This is a genomic window from Herbaspirillum sp. WKF16, assembly GCF_028993615.1.
Lineage (GTDB): Bacteria > Pseudomonadota > Gammaproteobacteria > Burkholderiales > Burkholderiaceae_D > Herbaspirillum.
Genome location: NZ_CP118632.1, coordinates 519,184 through 536,214, shown reverse-complemented (window position 1 = coordinate 536,214; position 17,031 = coordinate 519,184). Strand labels below are relative to the sequence as shown.

Here is a 17,031-nt window from a genome sequence, read left to right as displayed (position 1 = left end):
CCGGCATTGCGCCCGGCGGATGCCGGGCGCCGGCTCCGATTTCCGATTGCCAGGCCGGCGTGCGCGAACTTGCGTACACTCGATCATCTCCAGCGACATCCTCCACGGGCGCGATCGCCGCTGGCGCGGCGCAGGTTGGATCGGGCAGACCCACGAGCAGAAACTCATCCGAGGACCAGTATGGACCATGCAACTCCGCAACCGCTGTCGTTTGCGTTCGACAGGGCCAGCGGCGAACTGAGCGCAACCTTCACGCCGACGCCGGGCTTTCCGCCGCTGTCGCTGGCTTTCCTGAAGCAGGCGATGGCCGACAACGGCCTGACCAAGCTGTTCTTCCAGGACTCCATCCTCAACGGCTTCGTGCGCAAGGCCGAAGACGCCAAGGAAGCCGTGACCCAGGTCATCGCCGAACGCCGCGACGGCGAGTTCGCGCTGGAGGTGTCGGACGACCTGATGAGCGCCTCGCTGACCCTGGTGGCGCCCTTCGGCGGCCGCGCCAAGAGCGTGGAAGTGGTCAACGCCGTACGCGCGGCCGGCATCACCTACGGCATCCTGCACGAGCAGCTGCGCGGCGCGCTGACCGCCGGCCACTGCAACAAGCTGGTGATCGCGCAGGGCCTGATGCCCACGCCGGCCGAGCCGGCTCGCTTTGAAAGCCTGCTGGAAGAGAAGGAAGAAGAACTGGCCGAGATCGACGACGACGCCGTGGTCTCCTACGCCGACATGGGCCACCTGCTTCTGGTGTCGGCGGGCGACCCGCTGATGCGCCGCATCCCGCCGGTGCCGGGCCAGGACGGCATCGATATCCGCGGCGGCAAGGTGCCGGCGCGGCCGATCGCCGACATCACCTTCGCCAAGGAATCGATCGGCGCCGAGCCCAGCGCGGACGATCCCGACCTGCTGGTGGCCATGGTGCCGGGCCAGCCGACGGTGATCAAGAACGGCGTCAAGGTGAATCCGGTGATCGACGTCGAGAACGTCGACCTCTCCACCGGCAACCTGACCTTCGAAGGCACGGTGCGCGTCTCCGGCGACGTCATGACCGGCATGAAATTGCACGTGGGCGGCGACGTGGTCGTCAACGGCACCGTGGAAGCGGCCGAGATCGTGGCCGGCGGCAGCGTCACCGTCAAGGGCGGCGTGATCGGCCACAGCGAGGGCGTGACCGCTACCGCCGGCACCACCGCCATCGCCTCGCGCATCAGCGCGCAGAAGTCGGTGCAGGTCATGTTCGCCGAGAGCGCGCACATCGAGGCCGGCGAGAGCATCCTGGTGCTGGGCAATGCGCGCCACTGCGAGCTGCTGGCCGGCGACGAGATCGTGGTCGGCAAGGGCAATCCGCGCACCGGCCACATCATCGGCGGCCGGGTCGAGGCCACCAACTCCATCCGCGCCAACGTCATCGGCGCCTCCACCACCACCTTCACCCGCGTGCAGGTCGGCCTGGATCCCTACCTGGAAGAGAAGATCGCCATCAAGGAACAGGAATACGCGCGCAAGGTGGCCGAGCTGGACCGCACCATCAAGCAGCAGGCCTACTACAAGCTCAACCCGGAGAAGGCCACGCCGGAAATCCTGTTCGAGACCAGCGACAAGCGCAAGGCGCTGGCCTACGAGGTCAAGGTGCTGCTGGAAGAAGTGGGCCAGATGAAGGAAGGCATCGTGGCGGCCGAGGATGCCCGCATCATCGTCGCCAAGGCGGTGTATGAAGGCACCGAGCTGCGCATCGGGCATGAGACCTGGCCGGTGCAGTCCGACCTCGGCGGCGGCACCGCGCAATTGTTCGAAGGCGACATCCGCTACAACCCCAAGAAGTAGAATGAGGGCATGACGGGGCCCCGCGCCCCTCTCCCCAGCCCTCAGGAAAGCCTCATGCAAGACCTCCTCCCCCAGGCCAGCGCCGACGACCTGCGCGCGCTGGCGCGGCAAAGCGCCGCCATCACCCAGGCCTGCAATTGCCGCGCCGCCGACAGCGCGGGCTGGATCAGCCTGCCGCTGTCGCTGCCGGAAACCCAGCTCGCCGACATCGCCACGCTGGTGCGCGATCCCTACGGCGAACCCACCTTCGCCGAATACCATCCCGACGGCACCCGCTACGCCTCGCCGGATGCGCCCATCGCCTTGCGCTACCATCCCTTCAATCGCTGCAACGTGGCGCGCTGCACGCAGTGCGCCCGGCACTACCTGCGCTATGTGGAGGCCGGCGGCTATTTCGTCGACCGCCGCATCCGCGCGCTGGACGACGCCGCCCTGGTGAGCGATCCGGACTGATTCCCGGGCGCCTGGATTCCGGCGCCGCTCAGCCGCGCGAGAGCCGGCTCGACATCAGGATCTGGTACAGCGTGTCCGCCGGCTTGGACAGGCGGCGCGCGGTCAGCGCGACGTATTCCACATCGGGCAGCGCCGGCAGCGCCGCGACGTTGACCGGCGGCTGCAGGTCGCGCGAGGACAGGTGCTGCGGCAGCGCCGCCAGCCCCAGCCCGCCGCGCGCGGCCGCCATGCAGCCGGCGTGGCTGCCGCTGGTGCAGACGATGCGCCAGTGATGGCCGGCCTTTCCCAGCGTCTGCAGCGTCGCCGCCCGCGTGATGCTGGGCTCGGGCAAGAGGATCAGCGGCAGCGGCTGCGACAGGTCCACCATGGTCTCCGGACGCGACAGCCACTGCATGGGCGTGGAAAACATGCTGTGCCCGCGCGACTCGCCGCCGCGCCGCTTGCCTACCAGCAAATCCAGCTTGCCCTGATCCAGCGCCGTGTAGAGGTCGCTGGTGAGGCCGATGGTGATCTCCAGCTCGACCTCGGGATGCTGGCTGCGGAAGGCCGCCAGCATGTCCGGCAAGGGCCCCATGGCGAGGTCGTCGGAGGTGCCGAAGCGCACCCGGCCGCGCAGCCGCGCGCCGCTGAACTGCGCCTCGGCGCGGGCATGCGCCTCCAGGATCAGGCGCGCATGCACCAGCAGGCTCTCGCCGTCGGCGGTCAGCGCCAGCGAATGGGTGTCGCGCACGAACAGGCGCCGCCCCACGCTCTCTTCCAGCCGCCGGATGTGGTCGCTCACGCTGGACTGCGTCAGACCGAGCTGCCGCCCGGCCTCGGTGAAGCTGGAGGAGGCGGCGGCGGTGGTGAAGGTGTGAAGCCAGGCGGGATTGAGCATGGGGATATTGTCATCGAATATTCCGTTCACAGTCAACGTTATCAAAGGGGTTCCCGATCACCCACGCTTTTCCTATCATGCAGACAAAGTCCTTCCATTGCGTCCGCCATCATGAAACGTTTCCTGCCCGACCGCTTCACCCAGCTGCTGATCTGCACCGTGCTGCTGGCCACCCTGCTCCCGGCCACCGGCCGCTTCGAGGAGTTCATGCACGTCGCCAGCAACGTGGCGATCTCGCTGCTGTTCTTCCTGCACGGCGCCAAGCTCTCGCGCGAAGCCGCGCTGTCGGGCCTGAAGCAGCCCAGGCTGCACCTGCTGACGCTGGCCTCGACCTTCATCCTGTTCCCGCTCCTGGGCCTGGCGCTCAAGGCCGCCGTGCCCGACCTGCTCACGCCGCAGCTGTGGATGGGCGTGCTGTTCGTCTGCACGCTGTCGTCCACCGTGCAATCCTCGATCGGCTTCACCTCGATTGCGCGCGGCAACGTGCCGGCCGCGATCTGCGGCGCCACCGCCTCCAACCTGCTGGGCATCCTGGTCACGCCGCTGCTGGTGACGCTGCTGCTGCATCGCCACCATGAAGGCAGCGGCCTGTCGCAGGTGCTCAGCATCCTGCTGCAGCTGCTGCTGCCCTTCGTGCTGGGCAACCTGCTGCGCCCGTGGATCGGCGCATGGATCAACCGCCACAAGGTGATCGTCAACGTGGTCGACCGCGGCGGCATCCTGCTGTCGGTCTACGCCGCCTTCAGCGCCGCCGTGGCGCAAGGCATCTGGCACCTGTTCCCGCCCACCCAGCTGGCCTTGCTGGTGCTGGTCAACGCGGTGCTGCTGGGCGCGGTGCTGCTGATCACCACCTACGGCGCGCGGGCGCTGAAGATGCCGCGCGGCGACGAGATCGTGCTGGTGTTCTGCGGCTCCAAGAAGTCGCTGGCCTCGGGCATCCCGATCGCCTCGGTGCTGTTCGCCGGCAGCGGCGCGGCCGTGGTGCTGCTGCCCATCATGCTGTTCCACCAGATGCAGCTGATGCTGTGCGCGGTGCTGGCGCGGCGCTACGCCGAGCAGCAGGAGCGCAGCGAACAGGGCGGCGCCGCCGATGCCGATGCCGACACTGGCGCCGCGCCCGCGGGCGCTGGCCGCTGAGTCCTCCCCTCTCCCCCTTCCGTCTTCCTTTCGCGCAGGCTCCTGACACCACGCTGTCAGGAGCCTGCCCGCATGATGCGTTCCATGCCAAGCGGCATAGGAACAAGGTCTTACATCACAACACCCACAACGAAAGGAAGACAATCATGCAAACCAACGTCAACTGGTTCGAAATCGCCACCAAGGACCTCACCCGCGCTGCGCGCTTCTATGAGACCGTGTTCGCCACCAGGCTGCACATGGAGACCCTGGAAGAAGAGTCGCCCATGGCCATCTTCCAGCGCGACGACGGCCAGTCGGTCGGCTGCCTGACCGGCGGCCAGTGGATCGAGCCCTCGCTGCAAGGCACGCTGGTCTACCTCGACGCCGGCCCCTCGATCCAGGCCGTGATCGACCGCATCGTGCCGGCCGGCGGCAAGATCGCGCTGGAGAAGACGCAGCTGCCCAAGGAACTGGGCTACATCTGCCAGTTCATCGACACCGAAGGCAACCGCATCGCGCTGCATGCGATGAACTGAGGACGAACCGGCACACGGCGGCGCCATGGATACCGCATTCCACATTGCTTATCCGGCCGCCGGCCTTCATTGCACGGCAGCATCGAAGCTTGTGGCGCCGGCCTGTCATGCATGCCAGAATGGCGCGCACCATTGCTTCCCCGCCGTCCCATGCGCCGAGCCGACCGCCTGTTCCAGATCACCCAATACCTGCGCGGACGCAGGCTCACCACCGCGCGCCAGCTGGCCGAGTGGCTGGCGGTGTCGGAGCGCACGGTGTATCGCGATATCCGTGACCTCTCTCTTTCAGGCGTGCCGGTGGACGGCGAAGCCGGGGTCGGCTATCGCATCAAACCCGGCTACGACCTGCCGCCGCTGATGTTCAACAGCGATGAAATCGACGCGCTGGTGATCGGCATGCGCATGGTGCAGGCCTGGGGCGGGCCGCAACTGTCGGCCTCGGCCGCCGCGGCGCTGGCCAAGGTGGTGCTGGCGCTGCCCAAGGACAAGCGCGACTTCGTCGAGGCCACGCCGCTGTTTGCGCCCAGCATGCAGATGGAGGCGGCGCAGGGCGAACGGCTGGAAGCGATCCGCCAGGCCATCGGCAGCCGCCACAAACTCCTGCTGCATTATTCCGACGCCCAGCAGCGCGCCAGCCAGCGCGTGGTGTGGCCGCTGGCGCTGGCCTTCTTCGGCGGCACCTGGCTGGTGGCCGCGTGGTGCGAGGCGCGCGACGACTTCCGCTCGTTCCGCCTGGACCGCGTGCAGCAGATGAGCGAGCAAGGCTACTACCCCGACCGCAACGGCCGCCGCCTGGCCGATTTTGTGCGCGCCATGCAGCGCGCATCGAAGCAGGCGCCGACACCGCCGCGATAGCGCGCCGACGGCGCGCAGAAAAGCGCATATGCAGATGCGGATTCATTCGTTCGCGCCCGCGCACCGCCGGTTTAGGCTTGAGCCATCGATCACTACCGGTCCAGGTTCATGCGCAAAGACTCCAGCCGAACTGCCCCCGTTCATGCCAACCGAGGCGACGCGCCGGCCGCGCCCATTTCGCTGGATGACCGCTGTGTGCTCTGCGTGGGCGGCCTGACCGGCGCGCGCAACCACTACCGCGCCGAGATCGAAACCCGCGACGGCCGCTTCATCCACCACGACGGCGGACGCGAGGACAACCTGCACCGCCTGGCGCCGATGCTGGCCGCGGCCGACATCGTGATCTGCGCCTCCGGCAACATCAGCCACAACGCCTACCACCTGGTGAAGAGCACCTGCAAGAAACTGGGCAAGCCCTGCGTGCTGGTCAAGGGCACCGGCATCGCCTCGTTCCTCGACGGCCTGGGCACGCTGGCGCAGCCGCGCGCGGCCGACGCCGCGCCGTCGGCGCGCGGCGACCGGCTGCTGCGTCGCGGACGCTGACGCGACACCCGCCTTGCATGCCGATTGGAAAATTCGGCAAAGCCCCCTACAATCGACTCCCTGAGGCCACCCGCGCGTGGCCGAAGTGACAACAAGCCGATACGGCATCATCCTCGGGAGTCTGTTTGAACATCGTACGTCGCCTGGCCACAAGCCTTCCGGCGCTCGCGCTGGCCTGTTCGGCCGCCGTGGCGCCGGCCGCGCATGCGGCCCCGCAGCCGCAGCCCAGTTTCGGGATCGAAATCGGCAATGCCCTGCTCTGCCTGAACCAGCTCAACAGCAAATACTTCTACGACTACCTGCTGGAAGCCTTCGGGCCGCCCTACAAGACCGAGGGCGGCGCCTACTGGTTCAAGGCCACCAACATCAACCTGTGGGGCATGCAGGCCACCGACTTCCTGGTCAACGACAGCAGCAGCCAGGCCGACTTCATCGGCGCCTATTTCAAGACCACGCCGGTCAAGCTGACCGACGCCATCAGCGCCGCCGTCGGCATCCGTTTCACGCCGGAAGACAATTCGGCCTATCCGATGCGGCAGTCGCAGGCCGGCAGCAAGGTGGTCTACAACGACACCGACGCCAAGATGTACTGCGCCAAATCCAAGTTCCTGGTGCCGGCGCAGCAGCCCTGAACCCGGGCGACCGCTACGACGGTGCAAGGATAAAAAAAGCCGCGCATGATGCGCGGCTTTTTCATTGGCGGGACGGAATGGGGCGGATCAGGCCTGGCCCCGGGATTTCTTCAGGTCCTCGACCGTGCGGATGCAATCGCGGCCGGCCGCCTTGGCCAGGTACAGCGCCTCGTCGGCCTCGCGCAGCACGTCCTCTGGATTGTCCACCTGACGCTGCGGCGCCACTGCCGACACGCCCAGGCTGATCGTCAGGTGCCCGCTGGCGCTGGCGCTGTGCTCGATATCCAGCGCCGCCACCGACTTGCGGATGCGCTCGGCCACCATCATCGCGCCTTCGAGCTTGGCGCCCGGCAGCAGCACCGCGATCTCCTCGCCGCCGTATCGCGCCAGCAGGTCTTCCGGACGCAGGTTGGTGTCGCGGATCGCGCTGCCCAGGCGGCGCAGCACCTTGTCGCCGGCCATGTGGCCGTACAGGTCGTTGTATTGCTTGAAGTAGTCGACGTCGATCATGATCACCGCCAGCGACAGGCTGGTGCGCGCGGCGCGGTTGAATTCCTCCTGCAGGCCGCGTTCAAACTGGCGGCGGTTGGCCAAGCCGGTCAAGGCGTCTTCCAGCGCCAGGCGCGAGAGCGTCTTGTTCATTTCTTCCAGGTTCACGCGCGCCTCGTCCAGCTCGGCCTCCATGTTCTTGCGTTCCAGCATCAGCGCGTTGAAGGCGCCGTGCAGGTCGCCCAGCTCATCTTGCCGCACTTCGCCGGGCAGCTGCTCCAGGCTCTTGTCCTGGCGGATGCGCTGGATGTGCGCGTGCAGGCGCGCCAGCGGCTGGAACAGGCAATTGACGAACCACCACGAGAGCAATCCCGCCAGCACCGTCAGCACGGCAGCGCCCAGGATCGCGCGCTCCTGCATCTCGGCGATGGGCGCGTAGGCGTCCCGGGTCAGGTAGTGCGCACCGATGATCCAGTTGGTGCTGGCCATGCGCTTGAAGGCATACAGCGCCTCGTCGCCGGCGCGGTCGACGCTCTCCATGCTGCCTTCGAAGCCGCCCAGCGCGGCGTTGCCGGCCGGGCTCTGGCCGCCGACGGCATCCATGTGCTTGAGGATGCGCTCCTTGTCCGGATGCTCCACCACCACGCCTTCGGCGGTGATGATGTAGATGAAGCCGCTCTTGCCCAGCTTGACGTCGGTGAACTGGCCCAGGAAGTTGTGTTCCTTCAGGTCGATGCTGGCCACCAGCACCAGCTCCACCTCGCCGCGCGTGTTGAGCACCGGCTCGGTCATCAGCACCACCGAGCGATTGGACATCTTGCTTTGCAGCGGCTTGGAGATCAGGCCCTTCCTGCTCTTGACGGTGTCGGTCAGGTAGTCGCGGCCGGCCATGCTGAAACGGCCGGCCTGGCTGGCGTCGGCGTAGTTGGCGATGACGGCGCCGCCGGCCTCCGCCACGGACACATTGAAGAACTGCGCGTTGAGCGACATGTGCTGCTCAAGATAGCGCTGCATCAGCGCCGGATTGTGGCGGATGCCGTCCGGGATGCCTTCGCCCAGCAACCGCAGCGCGATGCGGCGATCCTCGAAGCCGGCGTCCAGCGCGGCGGCGGTCAGCTTCAGGGCGGTGAACTGCTGCTCGCCCAGTTCCTCGCGCATGTCGCGCCGGATGACGAACAGCGAGATGGCGGTGACCACGACCGCGGTGACGACCACGGCGGCCACGACGGCCAGGGCGAGGCGGGTTTTGAGTTCCAGATTTAAACGAGGCATATGCAGATGCTGGCTTTCCTGTCGGAAAGTTTCCTTGGTGGTTGCGACCATCGAGCAGGCTACGCCGGGCGGCGGCCCTGCGATGGCGCGAGATACGGCAATAATCGGGGATTGTTTTCGGCTTCGGACGAACCGGACCATGCGCCGCTTCCGTCATCCGCGCCGGGGCGCCCCCTCTCCTGCGCCTGCCAGCGACGGGCCGGAGAAGTCCGGCCACGCGAAATGCTACAGGCTCATGCAGGTGGGCGCAAACACCGTCCTCAACAGTGCGCGCCGGTGTGACGTTTTATCCACGCGCCAGGCGCGCCCGCAGCTCCGGCTTCACGCCACCCGCAGCGCGCGCAGCAGCGGCAGCCGGGTGCGTTCGAACAGCCGCGCCTGGGTCGCCAGCTCGGCCAGGTTCTCCTGCTCGCCCTCCAGCCGCACGCCGTCGCGCACCAGTTTCTTGCCTTGCGCCGCGATGTGCCGCCACGCATGCGCCGGCCAGGCCTCGACATCGTCGCCGCATTCGCGCCGCGCCAGCAGGAACAGCTGCTCGATGCGATCGACCCGCACGCCGCCGCCGGTCACCGGGCTGCACAGGTGATCGACGCCGCCGTCGGCCTCGGCCGGCGCGGCCGCGGCGGCCTTGCGCAGCAGGTGCAGGTTGAGCGCCTCGCTGCGGCGCGCCGCCTGCTCGCGCGCGGCGGCGTCGGTCTCCGGCGGCAACGGCGCGGCATGGCCGGTGCCGATCAGCATCACCGCCGAGTCGAGCACCTGCGACAGGTTGAGGTTGCGATGCGCCAGCGATGCGGCCAGGTCCACCAGGGTATGCGGCTGGTAGTCGGACAGCGCCTGCAGGATGGGTTCGTAGATCAGGCGGTTGAGCGTGATCTCGGAGGCCACGTTCTGGATGGTCAGCGGCACCTTGTCCGGCTCGGCCAGCAGCACGATGCTTTGCAGCGCCAGCGATTGCACGCGCTGGCGGTCGTCCAGCGGCTGGCCGCCGCGCACCCAGTAATCGCGCCGGAATTGCTGGTTGACCATGAAGTCGCGCACACTCTGCTGCATCACCGGATCGCTCACGCCTTGCATCAACTGGCGCTGCGCCGGCGTCAGGTTGGCCATGTCGAGATGGTCGGCGTAGTTGGCCGGGCAGGCGAACTGCAGGCCGGCCCGCGACAGCCGCCGATGCATGTCGGCGAAGGATTCGGCGTGCCAGTCGCGGTTGAAATACTCATGCGCCAGGTAGCTGCGACCCTGCTGCTGCAGGATCTTGAGGCGGTCGCGCATGAAGGGATTGGCCTGGGCATACACCGGGTCGGCCTCGAACATGCGCGCGGCGAACTCCAGCGCGGCATCGATACGCGCCTCGGTGGGCATGCCCTGCTCCTCATTGCCGGCCTGCTGGGTGTGCTGCACCATCAGGTCGCGCAGCGGCATGAAGGCCGACCAGCCGGGCTGGGTGTTGTAGCTGATGTAGAGCACGCCGCCGGGCTTGAGCTTGCGGTCGATGAAGTCGAAGATGATGTCGCGGTTCTCCTGCGAGACCCAACTCCACACGCCATGCAGGGCGATGAAATCGAAATCGGGCAGGTCGTCGCGGCGGCAGAAGCGCGAGAAGGTGGAATCCTCCATCTGGGCGCCGCTGCCGCTGGCATCGGCCAGCTCGCGGGCAAAGGCGGCCTGCAGCGGATTGAAGTCGTTGCCCCACCAGCGCGTGCCGGAGGCCGCGGCGTGGAAATTGGTCGAGACGCCCTGGCCGAAACCCAGCTCGCAGGCGGTTTGCACCGCCGGCGCCTGCAGCCCGTGGAAGGCAAAGGCCAGCGGCAGCCGCGCCGGGTTCATGCCGGGGTAGTAACCGTAGGTATAGGCGATGTCGAAGACGTAACCGTCGTTCCAGTTGTTCAAGGCGGATCTCCCGGCGGGATGGCGTTGGCGTTTTTTTATCGGAGGTGGGCGGCGCGTGTCATCGGCGCGGCATCAGCCGCCATCCGGATCGTTCCCGTTGTCCTGACGGTCCGCATAGGCCGTGTATTTGCGCGAACTGCCGCGCGCCAGCTCCACCGGGTACTTGCGCCGGTTCAGTTCCATCTTCTCCAGCACCGCGTCGCGCAGGTCGACGCCGGTATGGTCGGCCAGCTGGATCAGGTAGACCAGCACGTCGGCCATCTCATGGCGGATGCCCTCGCGCGCGGCGTCGTCCAGTTCGTGGTCGGCGCCGGTGGGCAGCCACTGGAAATGCTCCATCAGTTCGGCCGCCTCCACCGACAGCGCCATGGCCAGGTTCTTGGGCGTATGGAAACGGAGCCAGTCGCGTTCGCCGGAAAAACGACGGATGATGTCGCGCAATTCGGTCAGGTCGGAGGCGGGTTGCTGCGGGGCTGTCATGGCGGCGTCAGGCGGGCTGGCTGTGGCGAAGCGCACACTGTATCACCATCGCCCAGGGCGCGCGGGAGGCGGCCGCGGCGGCCGACATGCGCAATCCTTGATTTGGAACAGGCCACAAACCGGGCCCTTGATGCACAATACGGCGATCCCCGCGACCGTTGCGAACCGCCATGACACCTGCCTTCCGTACCCTTTTCATCAGCGCCGCGCTCTCGCTGTGCGCCTTGCTGGCCGCCTGCGACCGCTCGGTCGACCGCGAACTGGCCGAACACGCCGCCGCCGAAACCACGCTGGGCGTGACGCCCAAGGAGTTCGCGCGGCGCTTCAACGAGAGGCTGCCTGAAGTGCTGGCCGACATGCAGGTCGAGCAGCCCGACCACATGGCCAACCTGTACCGGCTCGATCCCGCGCGCCTGCATCCGGGCCAGTATGAATACGTGCTGGAGACCAAGGTCGGCCCCTCGCAGACCGCGCTCCTGGGCACGCTCAACAAGAAAGGCGAACTGCGCGCAGTGGGCGTGCTGCTGACCGACCGCTCGCCGGCGGCGCGCGACGAATTCCTGATCTGCGCCGACAGCGCCGCGCGCAGCTTCATCCCCAAGGCCCAGGAAAAGCTGCTGCCCCTGATCACGCGGCTGACCGGCATCGCGTTGAACAACCCCGGCCAGCGCATGAGCGAGGCGGTGGCCGACCAGCTGCTGTCGGTGGAGATCGTGCCGCAGGGCTTGCTGTTCCAGCTCCAGCCGCAGCAGTAAGACCGCGCGCGGATGTTTTCCGCGAGGCAATGCAATTCCTTGCGGCAGCGCGTAATCGTTAATTACCCAAGTTTGTAATGCCTGCTTTTCAAACTGTTCACTGAAATATCGCACTGCCGCGCCATTGTGGCTTGCAAAAAAAAGAATTTCTTTCAACAATAGCTTGCCCGCGCCATATAACGAAAACCAGCCGAGGCCGCGCCCGCGCTGGACCAGAATTACCGACAGGCATTATTCATCCCCCGTTTCACCGACGTACCCAGTTCCAGCACGCTGTAGCGCCAGTTAGATGTTGCAGGGCTGCGCCGTCGGCACAGGCGACGCAGCGACCACAATGAATCGCCGGGACTCCTGGGGAAAGGACTCCCGTATTTCCAGGCAAGGGGAAAATTGCATGCGCAAGAATCTGCCGGTCACCACCAATGAACGCCTGCTCGAAGACGGCAAGTCCATCGTCTCCAAGACCGACCTCCAGGGCAACATCACCTACATCAATCCTTACTTCATCGAGATCAGCGGCTTCGACGAAGCCGAGTTGCTGGGCGCGCCGCAGAACATCGTGCGCCACCCCGACATGCCGCGCGAGGCCTTCGCCGACATGTGGAGCACGCTCAAGGTTGGGCTGCCGTGGAACGGCCTGGTCAAGAACCGCTGCAAGAACGGCGACTTCTACTGGGTGCAGGCCAACGTCACGCCGGTGCGCGAGAACGGCCGCACCGTGGGCTACATGTCGGTGCGCACGCGCCCCTCGCGCGAGCAGGTGCAGGCGGCCGACACGGTATACCGCCGCTTCAGCCTGGGCCAGGCGCGCGGGCTGCGCATCCGGCGCGGCGCCGCGGTGCGCTCCGGCCCCGCCGGCTGGCTGCAGAACCTGCGCGAGCTGCCCATCGCGCGTCGCCTGGGCCTGATCATGGGCCTGCTCACGCTGATGGTCGTCGCCGGCGGCGCGGTGGCCGGCAATGCGGTGATGACCGCCGGCGGCAACCCCGCCATGGTATGGGGCGGCACCGCGCTGGGCGCGGCGCTGCTGCTGGGATCCTGGCTCATGCTCCACGCCAGCATCGTGGCGCCGTTGAAGGAGGCGATCGCCGCAGTGCATGGCCTGGCCGGCGGCGACCTGAACCTGGAAGTGGCCGGCGGCCGGCACGGCGACATGGGCCTGCTGCTGCAGGCGCTGCAACAGCTCAACGTCAACCTGCGCTCCATCATCGGCGACGTGCGGCGCAACGTGGAGTCGATGGCGGTCTCCACCCGGGAGATCGCCAACGGCAACCTCGATCTCTCCGGACGCACCGAATCCCAGGCATCCAGCCTGGAGGAGACCGCCTCCAGCGTCGAGCAGTTCGCCGCCACCGTGCGCCAAAATGCCGACTCGGCGGCCAACGCGGACCGCCAGGCCAACAACGCCTCCGAGATCGCGCAGCGCGCCAGCGCCTCGGTGCAGCGCATGGGCGTCACGATGGAAGACATCGACAGCGCTTCGCACAAGATCGTCGACATCATCGGCCTGATCGACGGCATCTCGTTCCAGACCAACATCCTGGCGCTGAACGCGGCGGTGGAAGCCGCGCGCGCCGGCGAACAGGGGCGCGGCTTCGCGGTGGTGGCGGCCGAGGTGCGCACGCTGGCGCAGCGCTCGGCGACGGCGGCCAAGGACATCAAGACGCTCATCGACGACTCGCGCGTCAAGGTGGAAAGCGGCAACCAGCTGGTGCGCGAGACGGCGCAGACGATGGAGGAGATCGGCAGCGCGGTGCGCGGCATGGCCGTCACCATGGCCGAGATCACCGTCGCCAGCCGGGAACAGAGCGGCGGCATCGACCAGTTGAACCAGGCCATCAACAACATCGACGAGACCACGCAACAAAACGCCGCGCTGGTGGAGCAGGCTGCGGCCGCCGCGGAGAACCTGCGCGAGCAGGCCGGCCGGCTGAGCCAGGCGGTATCGGTCTTCAAGACCGGCGGGGAAGGCGCCGCCGTTCCTGCCCACCATGCCCAGCTCCAGGCCGCGCCGCCGGCGGCGTGGCAGACTGCGCGACCGCTGGAACTGGCGCACCGGTGAGCGCCGCGCCTTTACATTGAATTGCACATCTTTACCGGATTGCCGCGGCTGGACGCCGTTTCGCTGACGCCTCGCTTGCTATGATGAAGACGCGCCTCCATCCGTCCGCGCGACCGGCGGATGGGGGATCCCAACCATCAAGGCAAAGGAGTCCAACATGAGCGTGTCATCCGTTTCCTCGGGCAACAGCAGCTTCTACAACACCGTCGTGCAACCGATCAAGACCGTGGTGCAAGACGTCGGCGACGAGATCGGCGGCGCCTACGACGCCACCGTGAACGCCGTCTCTTCCGCCGCCGATTCGGTGGCCGACAGCGTCTCTTCCGGCATCAAGAAGATCGGCAACATCATCGACACTTCGGCCTGAGGCTGCCGCGGCAAGCGGCGGCAGCGCCGCTTGCCGTTACAATTCCCGTCTCCGCGCCATGCGGATGTACCGATACGACGGAGAATTGCCATGCTGCTGCACACCATCTACCTGCTCGCCATCTGCGCCGAGGCCGTGTCCGGCGCGCTCATGGGCATCCGCAAGGACATGGACATCTTCGGCGTCTGCCTGATCGGAACCGTGGCGGCGCTGGGCGGCGGCACCGTGCGCGACATCCTGATCGGCCACTATCCGCTGGGCTGGGTCGCCCACCCCGAATACCTCGCCTTCACCATCTGCGCCGCCATCGCCGCCGCCGTCGCGGCGCGCGCGCTGCATCACTTCAAGTCGGCCTTCCTGGTGGTCGACGCGCTGGGCCTGGTGGCCTTCACCATCATCGGCTGCAATATCGCTTTCGATGCCGGCGTCTTCCATCCCGCCATCGTGGTGATCCTGGGCATGGTCACGGGCGTCTTCGGAGGCTTGCTGCGCGACGTGCTGTGCAACGAGATCCCGCTGGTCCTGCGCCGTGAAATCTACGCCAGCGTCTCGCTGCTGACCGGCGCCATGTACGTCGGCATCCTGCACCTGGACATCGACCCGCGCATCGCCACCCTGAGTTCGCTGCTGCTCGGCTTCTCGGTGCGCCTGCTGGCGATCCGCTTCCATTGGCAGCTGCCGCGCATGGACAAGGAGCGGGTGCGCGGGTTCGACTGAATTCCGGCACCTGAACGGCCCCTGCGCTCTTCGGCAATACGACGCGAGAAACACCGGCAACGCACATAAAAGCGCCGTGTTCCCGGAGTCATAATAGAATGTGCGACTTTTATTGCCACAGCGCATTCATGCTTTTCAGCCAACCCAAGGCAGCGGCCTCGCCTCCTCCTGTCCACAGCGGCTACCGCCCCGACATCGATGGCCTGCGCGCCATCGCGGTGCTTGCAGTAGTGATATTCCACGCCTTCCCGGAATGGCTTCCGGGCGGCTTCGTCGGCGTCGACATCTTCTTTGTCATTTCCGGCTTCCTGATCAGCGGGATCCTGCTCGACTCATTGCAGGACGGCCGCTTCAGCATCGCCGATTTCTATGCGCGAAGGATTCGCCGCATTTTCCCCGCCTTGTTGCTGGTGATGCTGGCCTGCTTCGTGGCCGGCTGGTTCATCCTGCTGCCGGAGGAATACCGGGAGCTTGGCAAGCACATGCTGGGCGGTGCCGGTTTCGTCTCCAATATCGTCCTTTGGAGCGAAGCAGGTTATTTCGACGCCTCGGCGGACAGCAAGCCGCTGCTCCATCTGTGGTCCCTGGGCGTGGAAGAACAGTTCTACCTGTTCTGGCCCTTGCTGTTGTGGGCCGCGTGGCGACGCCGCCATGGCGTGCTGATTGCCCTGCTGCTGGTCCTGGTTGCATCGTTCGCATGGAACATCGCCTCCGTGCATGGCGATGCCGTCGCCGCCTTCTACCTGCCAATGTCGCGCTTCTGGGAACTGGGCGCAGGCGCCCTGCTGGCCTATCGCTCCCGGCGCCGCCCAGCCCTCGGGCCCGATCGCGCCGACCTGGCGTCGGCCGGCGGCCTGCTGCTGATGGCGATCGGCATCGCCCTCATCACGAAGGAGGACGCCTTCCCGGGCTGGTGGGCGATCCTACCGGTAGCCGGCGCCGCGCTGATGCTGGCGGCCGGTCCCCGGGCGCGCCTGAACCGCGTCCTGCTTTCGCATCGGACCATGGTCTGGGTAGGCATCATCAGTTACCCGCTCTATCTGTGGCACTGGCCGCTGCTGACCTTCGCCCGGCTGGCCACCGGCGCCACGCCGTCGGCCAAGGTGCGGCTGGCAGTGGTTGCGCTCAGCGCGCTGCTGGCGTGGCTGACCTATCGCCTGCTGGAGAGGCCGATCCGCCTGCGCCACCGGAATCGCTGGCTGACAGGAGTGCTGGCCTTGCTGATGATGCTGACCGGCGCGCTGGGCTACTACGTCGTCAAACGCAATGGCATGGAATTCCGCAATCTCGGGCAGGTCGCGCTGTTCAACGACCAGGTGCGCGAAGTAGCTGTCATGAACCGTTTCGAGCTGCCTCACCCATCCTGCGAAGCAATTGCCGGCGCGCCCCATGCGCGCGACTGGTGCAGCCCTTCCGTGGAAGCGTCCCGGCCGCCGGAACTGCTGCTGATCGGCGACAGTTTCTCCGGAGCCTACGCCCCCATGCTGGCGCGCCTGTACGACGCCGGCCGCGAACCCTCGCTGGTGTTCCGGCAATTCGCGCGCGGCGCCTGTCCGTCCCTGCTCGGCTACGGGAGCGATTACTGCCGCGACATCAGCGCCCGCATCGCAGAATTTGCCGATCGCACCCCATCGATCAAGACCGTCGTCATCGCGGCCAACTGGCCGGGTTACTTCCTCCCAAGCGAAATAGATCCGACAGAAGCCCTGGAACAGACGATTGTCCACTACCGCCAGCGCGGCAAGCGGGTCGTCGTGCTGCTGTCGCCACCCAACGGCGCCAGCCCCAAATCCTGCGTGCTGCGCGCCGTGCGCCTGTCGGAAGCGGACTTCTGCAACCTGCCCCGCGCCAAGGCCGACGCGATGGACCATCGTTATCGCGATCGCCTTCTGCCCATCCTGGCGCGTCATGACGTGTCGGTGTTCGACCCCTACCCCTACTTGTGCGACGCGCAGGGGTGCAAGGTCATCGACGGCCCGCGCATCCTGTATTTCGACCCCGGTCACCTGAGCGAATATGGCGGCCAGTTCCTGGCCGACCATGCATCCGCGGAGTTGCGCAAATTGCTGGCGCCGCAGATCGGCGGCGAGCAGAAACGCCCTGTCCGGGCAGCTATACCGGCGCAGGCTTCGAGGTAAGACGAGGACTCAACCCCGTTGAATCCCG

The 17,031-nt window shown here is 66.8% G+C and carries 16 protein-coding genes; 12 read left to right on the top strand and 4 right to left on the bottom strand.

Annotation, left to right across the window (positions count from 1 at the left end):
- The first annotated feature begins 180 nt into the window (after positions 1-180).
- On the top strand, positions 181-1,818 hold the full coding sequence (locus Herbaro_RS02395; protein ID WP_275012246.1) for a flagellar assembly protein A: 1,638 nt from the start codon (positions 181-183) through the stop codon (positions 1,816-1,818).
- A gap of 54 nt (positions 1,819-1,872) precedes the next feature.
- Entirely contained in the window at positions 1,873-2,271 is a 399-nt protein-coding gene (locus Herbaro_RS02390) for a hypothetical protein (protein WP_275012245.1), read from the top strand.
- A 28-nt stretch (positions 2,272-2,299) separates the two neighbouring features.
- On the opposite strand, the gene Herbaro_RS02385 is transcribed toward Herbaro_RS02390, so the two are convergent.
- Positions 2,300-3,148 carry a LysR family transcriptional regulator gene (locus Herbaro_RS02385; protein ID WP_275012244.1) on the bottom strand — a complete coding sequence of 283 codons (849 nt, stop codon included), beginning with the start codon at positions 3,146-3,148 and terminating at the stop codon, positions 2,300-2,302.
- A 111-nt stretch (positions 3,149-3,259) separates the two neighbouring features.
- Here Herbaro_RS02385 and Herbaro_RS02380 point away from each other — a divergent pair, with 111 nt between their 5' ends.
- The 5 genes from Herbaro_RS02380 (at position 3,260) to Herbaro_RS02360 (ending at position 6,833) form a co-directional block, all read left to right on the top strand.
- Positions 3,260-4,285, top strand: a complete 1,026-nt coding sequence (locus Herbaro_RS02380) for a bile acid:sodium symporter family protein (RefSeq protein ID WP_275012243.1) — start codon at positions 3,260-3,262, stop codon at positions 4,283-4,285.
- A 146-nt stretch (positions 4,286-4,431) separates the two neighbouring features.
- Positions 4,432-4,803: a VOC family protein gene (locus Herbaro_RS02375; RefSeq protein ID WP_275012242.1), complete on the top strand. Its 372-nt coding sequence runs from the start codon at positions 4,432-4,434 to the stop codon at positions 4,801-4,803.
- A gap of 150 nt (positions 4,804-4,953) precedes the next feature.
- Positions 4,954-5,658, top strand: a complete 705-nt coding sequence (locus Herbaro_RS02370; protein ID WP_275012241.1) for a helix-turn-helix transcriptional regulator — start codon at positions 4,954-4,956, stop codon at positions 5,656-5,658.
- Positions 5,659-5,766: 108 nt separating this feature from the next.
- Positions 5,767-6,201: a DUF2325 domain-containing protein gene (locus Herbaro_RS02365; protein WP_275012240.1), complete on the top strand. Its 435-nt coding sequence runs from the start codon at positions 5,767-5,769 to the stop codon at positions 6,199-6,201.
- A gap of 125 nt (positions 6,202-6,326) precedes the next feature.
- Positions 6,327-6,833, top strand: coding sequence for a hypothetical protein (locus Herbaro_RS02360; RefSeq protein ID WP_275012239.1), 507 nt, complete (start codon positions 6,327-6,329; stop codon positions 6,831-6,833).
- 87 nt (positions 6,834-6,920) lie between these two features.
- On the opposite strand, the gene Herbaro_RS02355 is transcribed toward Herbaro_RS02360, so the two are convergent.
- The 3 genes from Herbaro_RS02355 to Herbaro_RS02345 form a co-directional block, all read right to left on the bottom strand.
- A complete protein-coding gene (locus tag Herbaro_RS02355) occupies positions 6,921-8,594 on the bottom strand; it encodes a diguanylate cyclase (protein ID WP_275012238.1) in 1,674 nt (557 codons plus the stop codon).
- Between the two features lie 321 nt (positions 8,595-8,915).
- A complete protein-coding gene (locus Herbaro_RS02350) occupies positions 8,916-10,484 on the bottom strand; it encodes a methyltransferase regulatory domain-containing protein (RefSeq protein ID WP_275012237.1) in 1,569 nt (522 codons plus the stop codon).
- A 72-nt stretch (positions 10,485-10,556) separates the two neighbouring features.
- Positions 10,557-10,964 carry a nucleotide pyrophosphohydrolase gene (locus Herbaro_RS02345; protein WP_275012236.1) on the bottom strand — a complete coding sequence of 136 codons (408 nt, stop codon included), beginning with the start codon at positions 10,962-10,964 and terminating at the stop codon, positions 10,557-10,559.
- Positions 10,965-11,134: 170 nt separating this feature from the next.
- Between Herbaro_RS02345 and Herbaro_RS02340 the strand changes: the two genes are divergently transcribed.
- From Herbaro_RS02340 to Herbaro_RS02320, 5 genes are all read left to right on the top strand, one after another.
- The gene (locus Herbaro_RS02340; RefSeq protein WP_275012235.1) at positions 11,135-11,719 is read left to right on the top strand and encodes an attG domain containing protein; all 585 of its coding nucleotides are present in this window, start codon (positions 11,135-11,137) and stop codon (positions 11,717-11,719) included.
- Positions 11,720-12,113: 394 nt separating this feature from the next.
- Positions 12,114-13,781 (top strand): methyl-accepting chemotaxis protein, encoded by a 1,668-nt coding sequence (locus tag Herbaro_RS02335; RefSeq protein ID WP_275012234.1) that lies wholly within the window; start codon positions 12,114-12,116, stop codon positions 13,779-13,781.
- 157 nt (positions 13,782-13,938) lie between these two features.
- Positions 13,939-14,148 (top strand): protamine P1 domain containing protein, encoded by a 210-nt coding sequence (locus Herbaro_RS02330; protein WP_275012233.1) that lies wholly within the window; start codon positions 13,939-13,941, stop codon positions 14,146-14,148.
- A 90-nt stretch (positions 14,149-14,238) separates the two neighbouring features.
- A complete protein-coding gene (locus Herbaro_RS02325) occupies positions 14,239-14,865 on the top strand; it encodes a trimeric intracellular cation channel family protein (RefSeq protein ID WP_275012232.1) in 627 nt (208 codons plus the stop codon).
- A 128-nt stretch (positions 14,866-14,993) separates the two neighbouring features.
- Positions 14,994-17,003: an acyltransferase family protein gene (locus Herbaro_RS02320; protein ID WP_275012231.1), complete on the top strand. Its 2,010-nt coding sequence runs from the start codon at positions 14,994-14,996 to the stop codon at positions 17,001-17,003.
- Positions 17,004-17,031: the final 28 nt, after the last annotated feature.

Bases quoted from the DNA above. Each gene is read 5' to 3' on its own strand.
- Herbaro_RS02395 (WP_275012246.1), top strand. From the start codon at position 181: ATGGACCATGCAACTCCGCAACCGCTGTCGTTTGCGTTCGACAGGGCC.
- Herbaro_RS02390 (WP_275012245.1), top strand. From the start codon at position 1,873: ATGCAAGACCTCCTCCCCCAGGCCAGCGCCGACGACCTGCGCGCGCTG.
- Herbaro_RS02385 (WP_275012244.1), bottom strand. From the start codon at position 3,148: ATGCTCAATCCCGCCTGGCTTCACACCTTCACCACCGCCGCCGCCTCC.
- Herbaro_RS02380 (WP_275012243.1), top strand. From the start codon at position 3,260: ATGAAACGTTTCCTGCCCGACCGCTTCACCCAGCTGCTGATCTGCACC.
- Herbaro_RS02375 (WP_275012242.1), top strand. From the start codon at position 4,432: ATGCAAACCAACGTCAACTGGTTCGAAATCGCCACCAAGGACCTCACC.
- Herbaro_RS02370 (WP_275012241.1), top strand. From the start codon at position 4,954: ATGCGCCGAGCCGACCGCCTGTTCCAGATCACCCAATACCTGCGCGGA.
- Herbaro_RS02365 (WP_275012240.1), top strand. From the start codon at position 5,767: ATGCGCAAAGACTCCAGCCGAACTGCCCCCGTTCATGCCAACCGAGGC.
- Herbaro_RS02355 (WP_275012238.1), bottom strand. From the start codon at position 8,594: ATGCCTCGTTTAAATCTGGAACTCAAAACCCGCCTCGCCCTGGCCGTC.
- Herbaro_RS02345 (WP_275012236.1), bottom strand. From the start codon at position 10,964: ATGACAGCCCCGCAGCAACCCGCCTCCGACCTGACCGAATTGCGCGAC.
- Herbaro_RS02340 (WP_275012235.1), top strand. From the start codon at position 11,135: ATGACACCTGCCTTCCGTACCCTTTTCATCAGCGCCGCGCTCTCGCTG.
- Herbaro_RS02335 (WP_275012234.1), top strand. From the start codon at position 12,114: ATGCGCAAGAATCTGCCGGTCACCACCAATGAACGCCTGCTCGAAGAC.
- Herbaro_RS02330 (WP_275012233.1), top strand. From the start codon at position 13,939: ATGAGCGTGTCATCCGTTTCCTCGGGCAACAGCAGCTTCTACAACACC.
- Herbaro_RS02325 (WP_275012232.1), top strand. From the start codon at position 14,239: ATGCTGCTGCACACCATCTACCTGCTCGCCATCTGCGCCGAGGCCGTG.
- Herbaro_RS02320 (WP_275012231.1), top strand. From the start codon at position 14,994: ATGCTTTTCAGCCAACCCAAGGCAGCGGCCTCGCCTCCTCCTGTCCAC.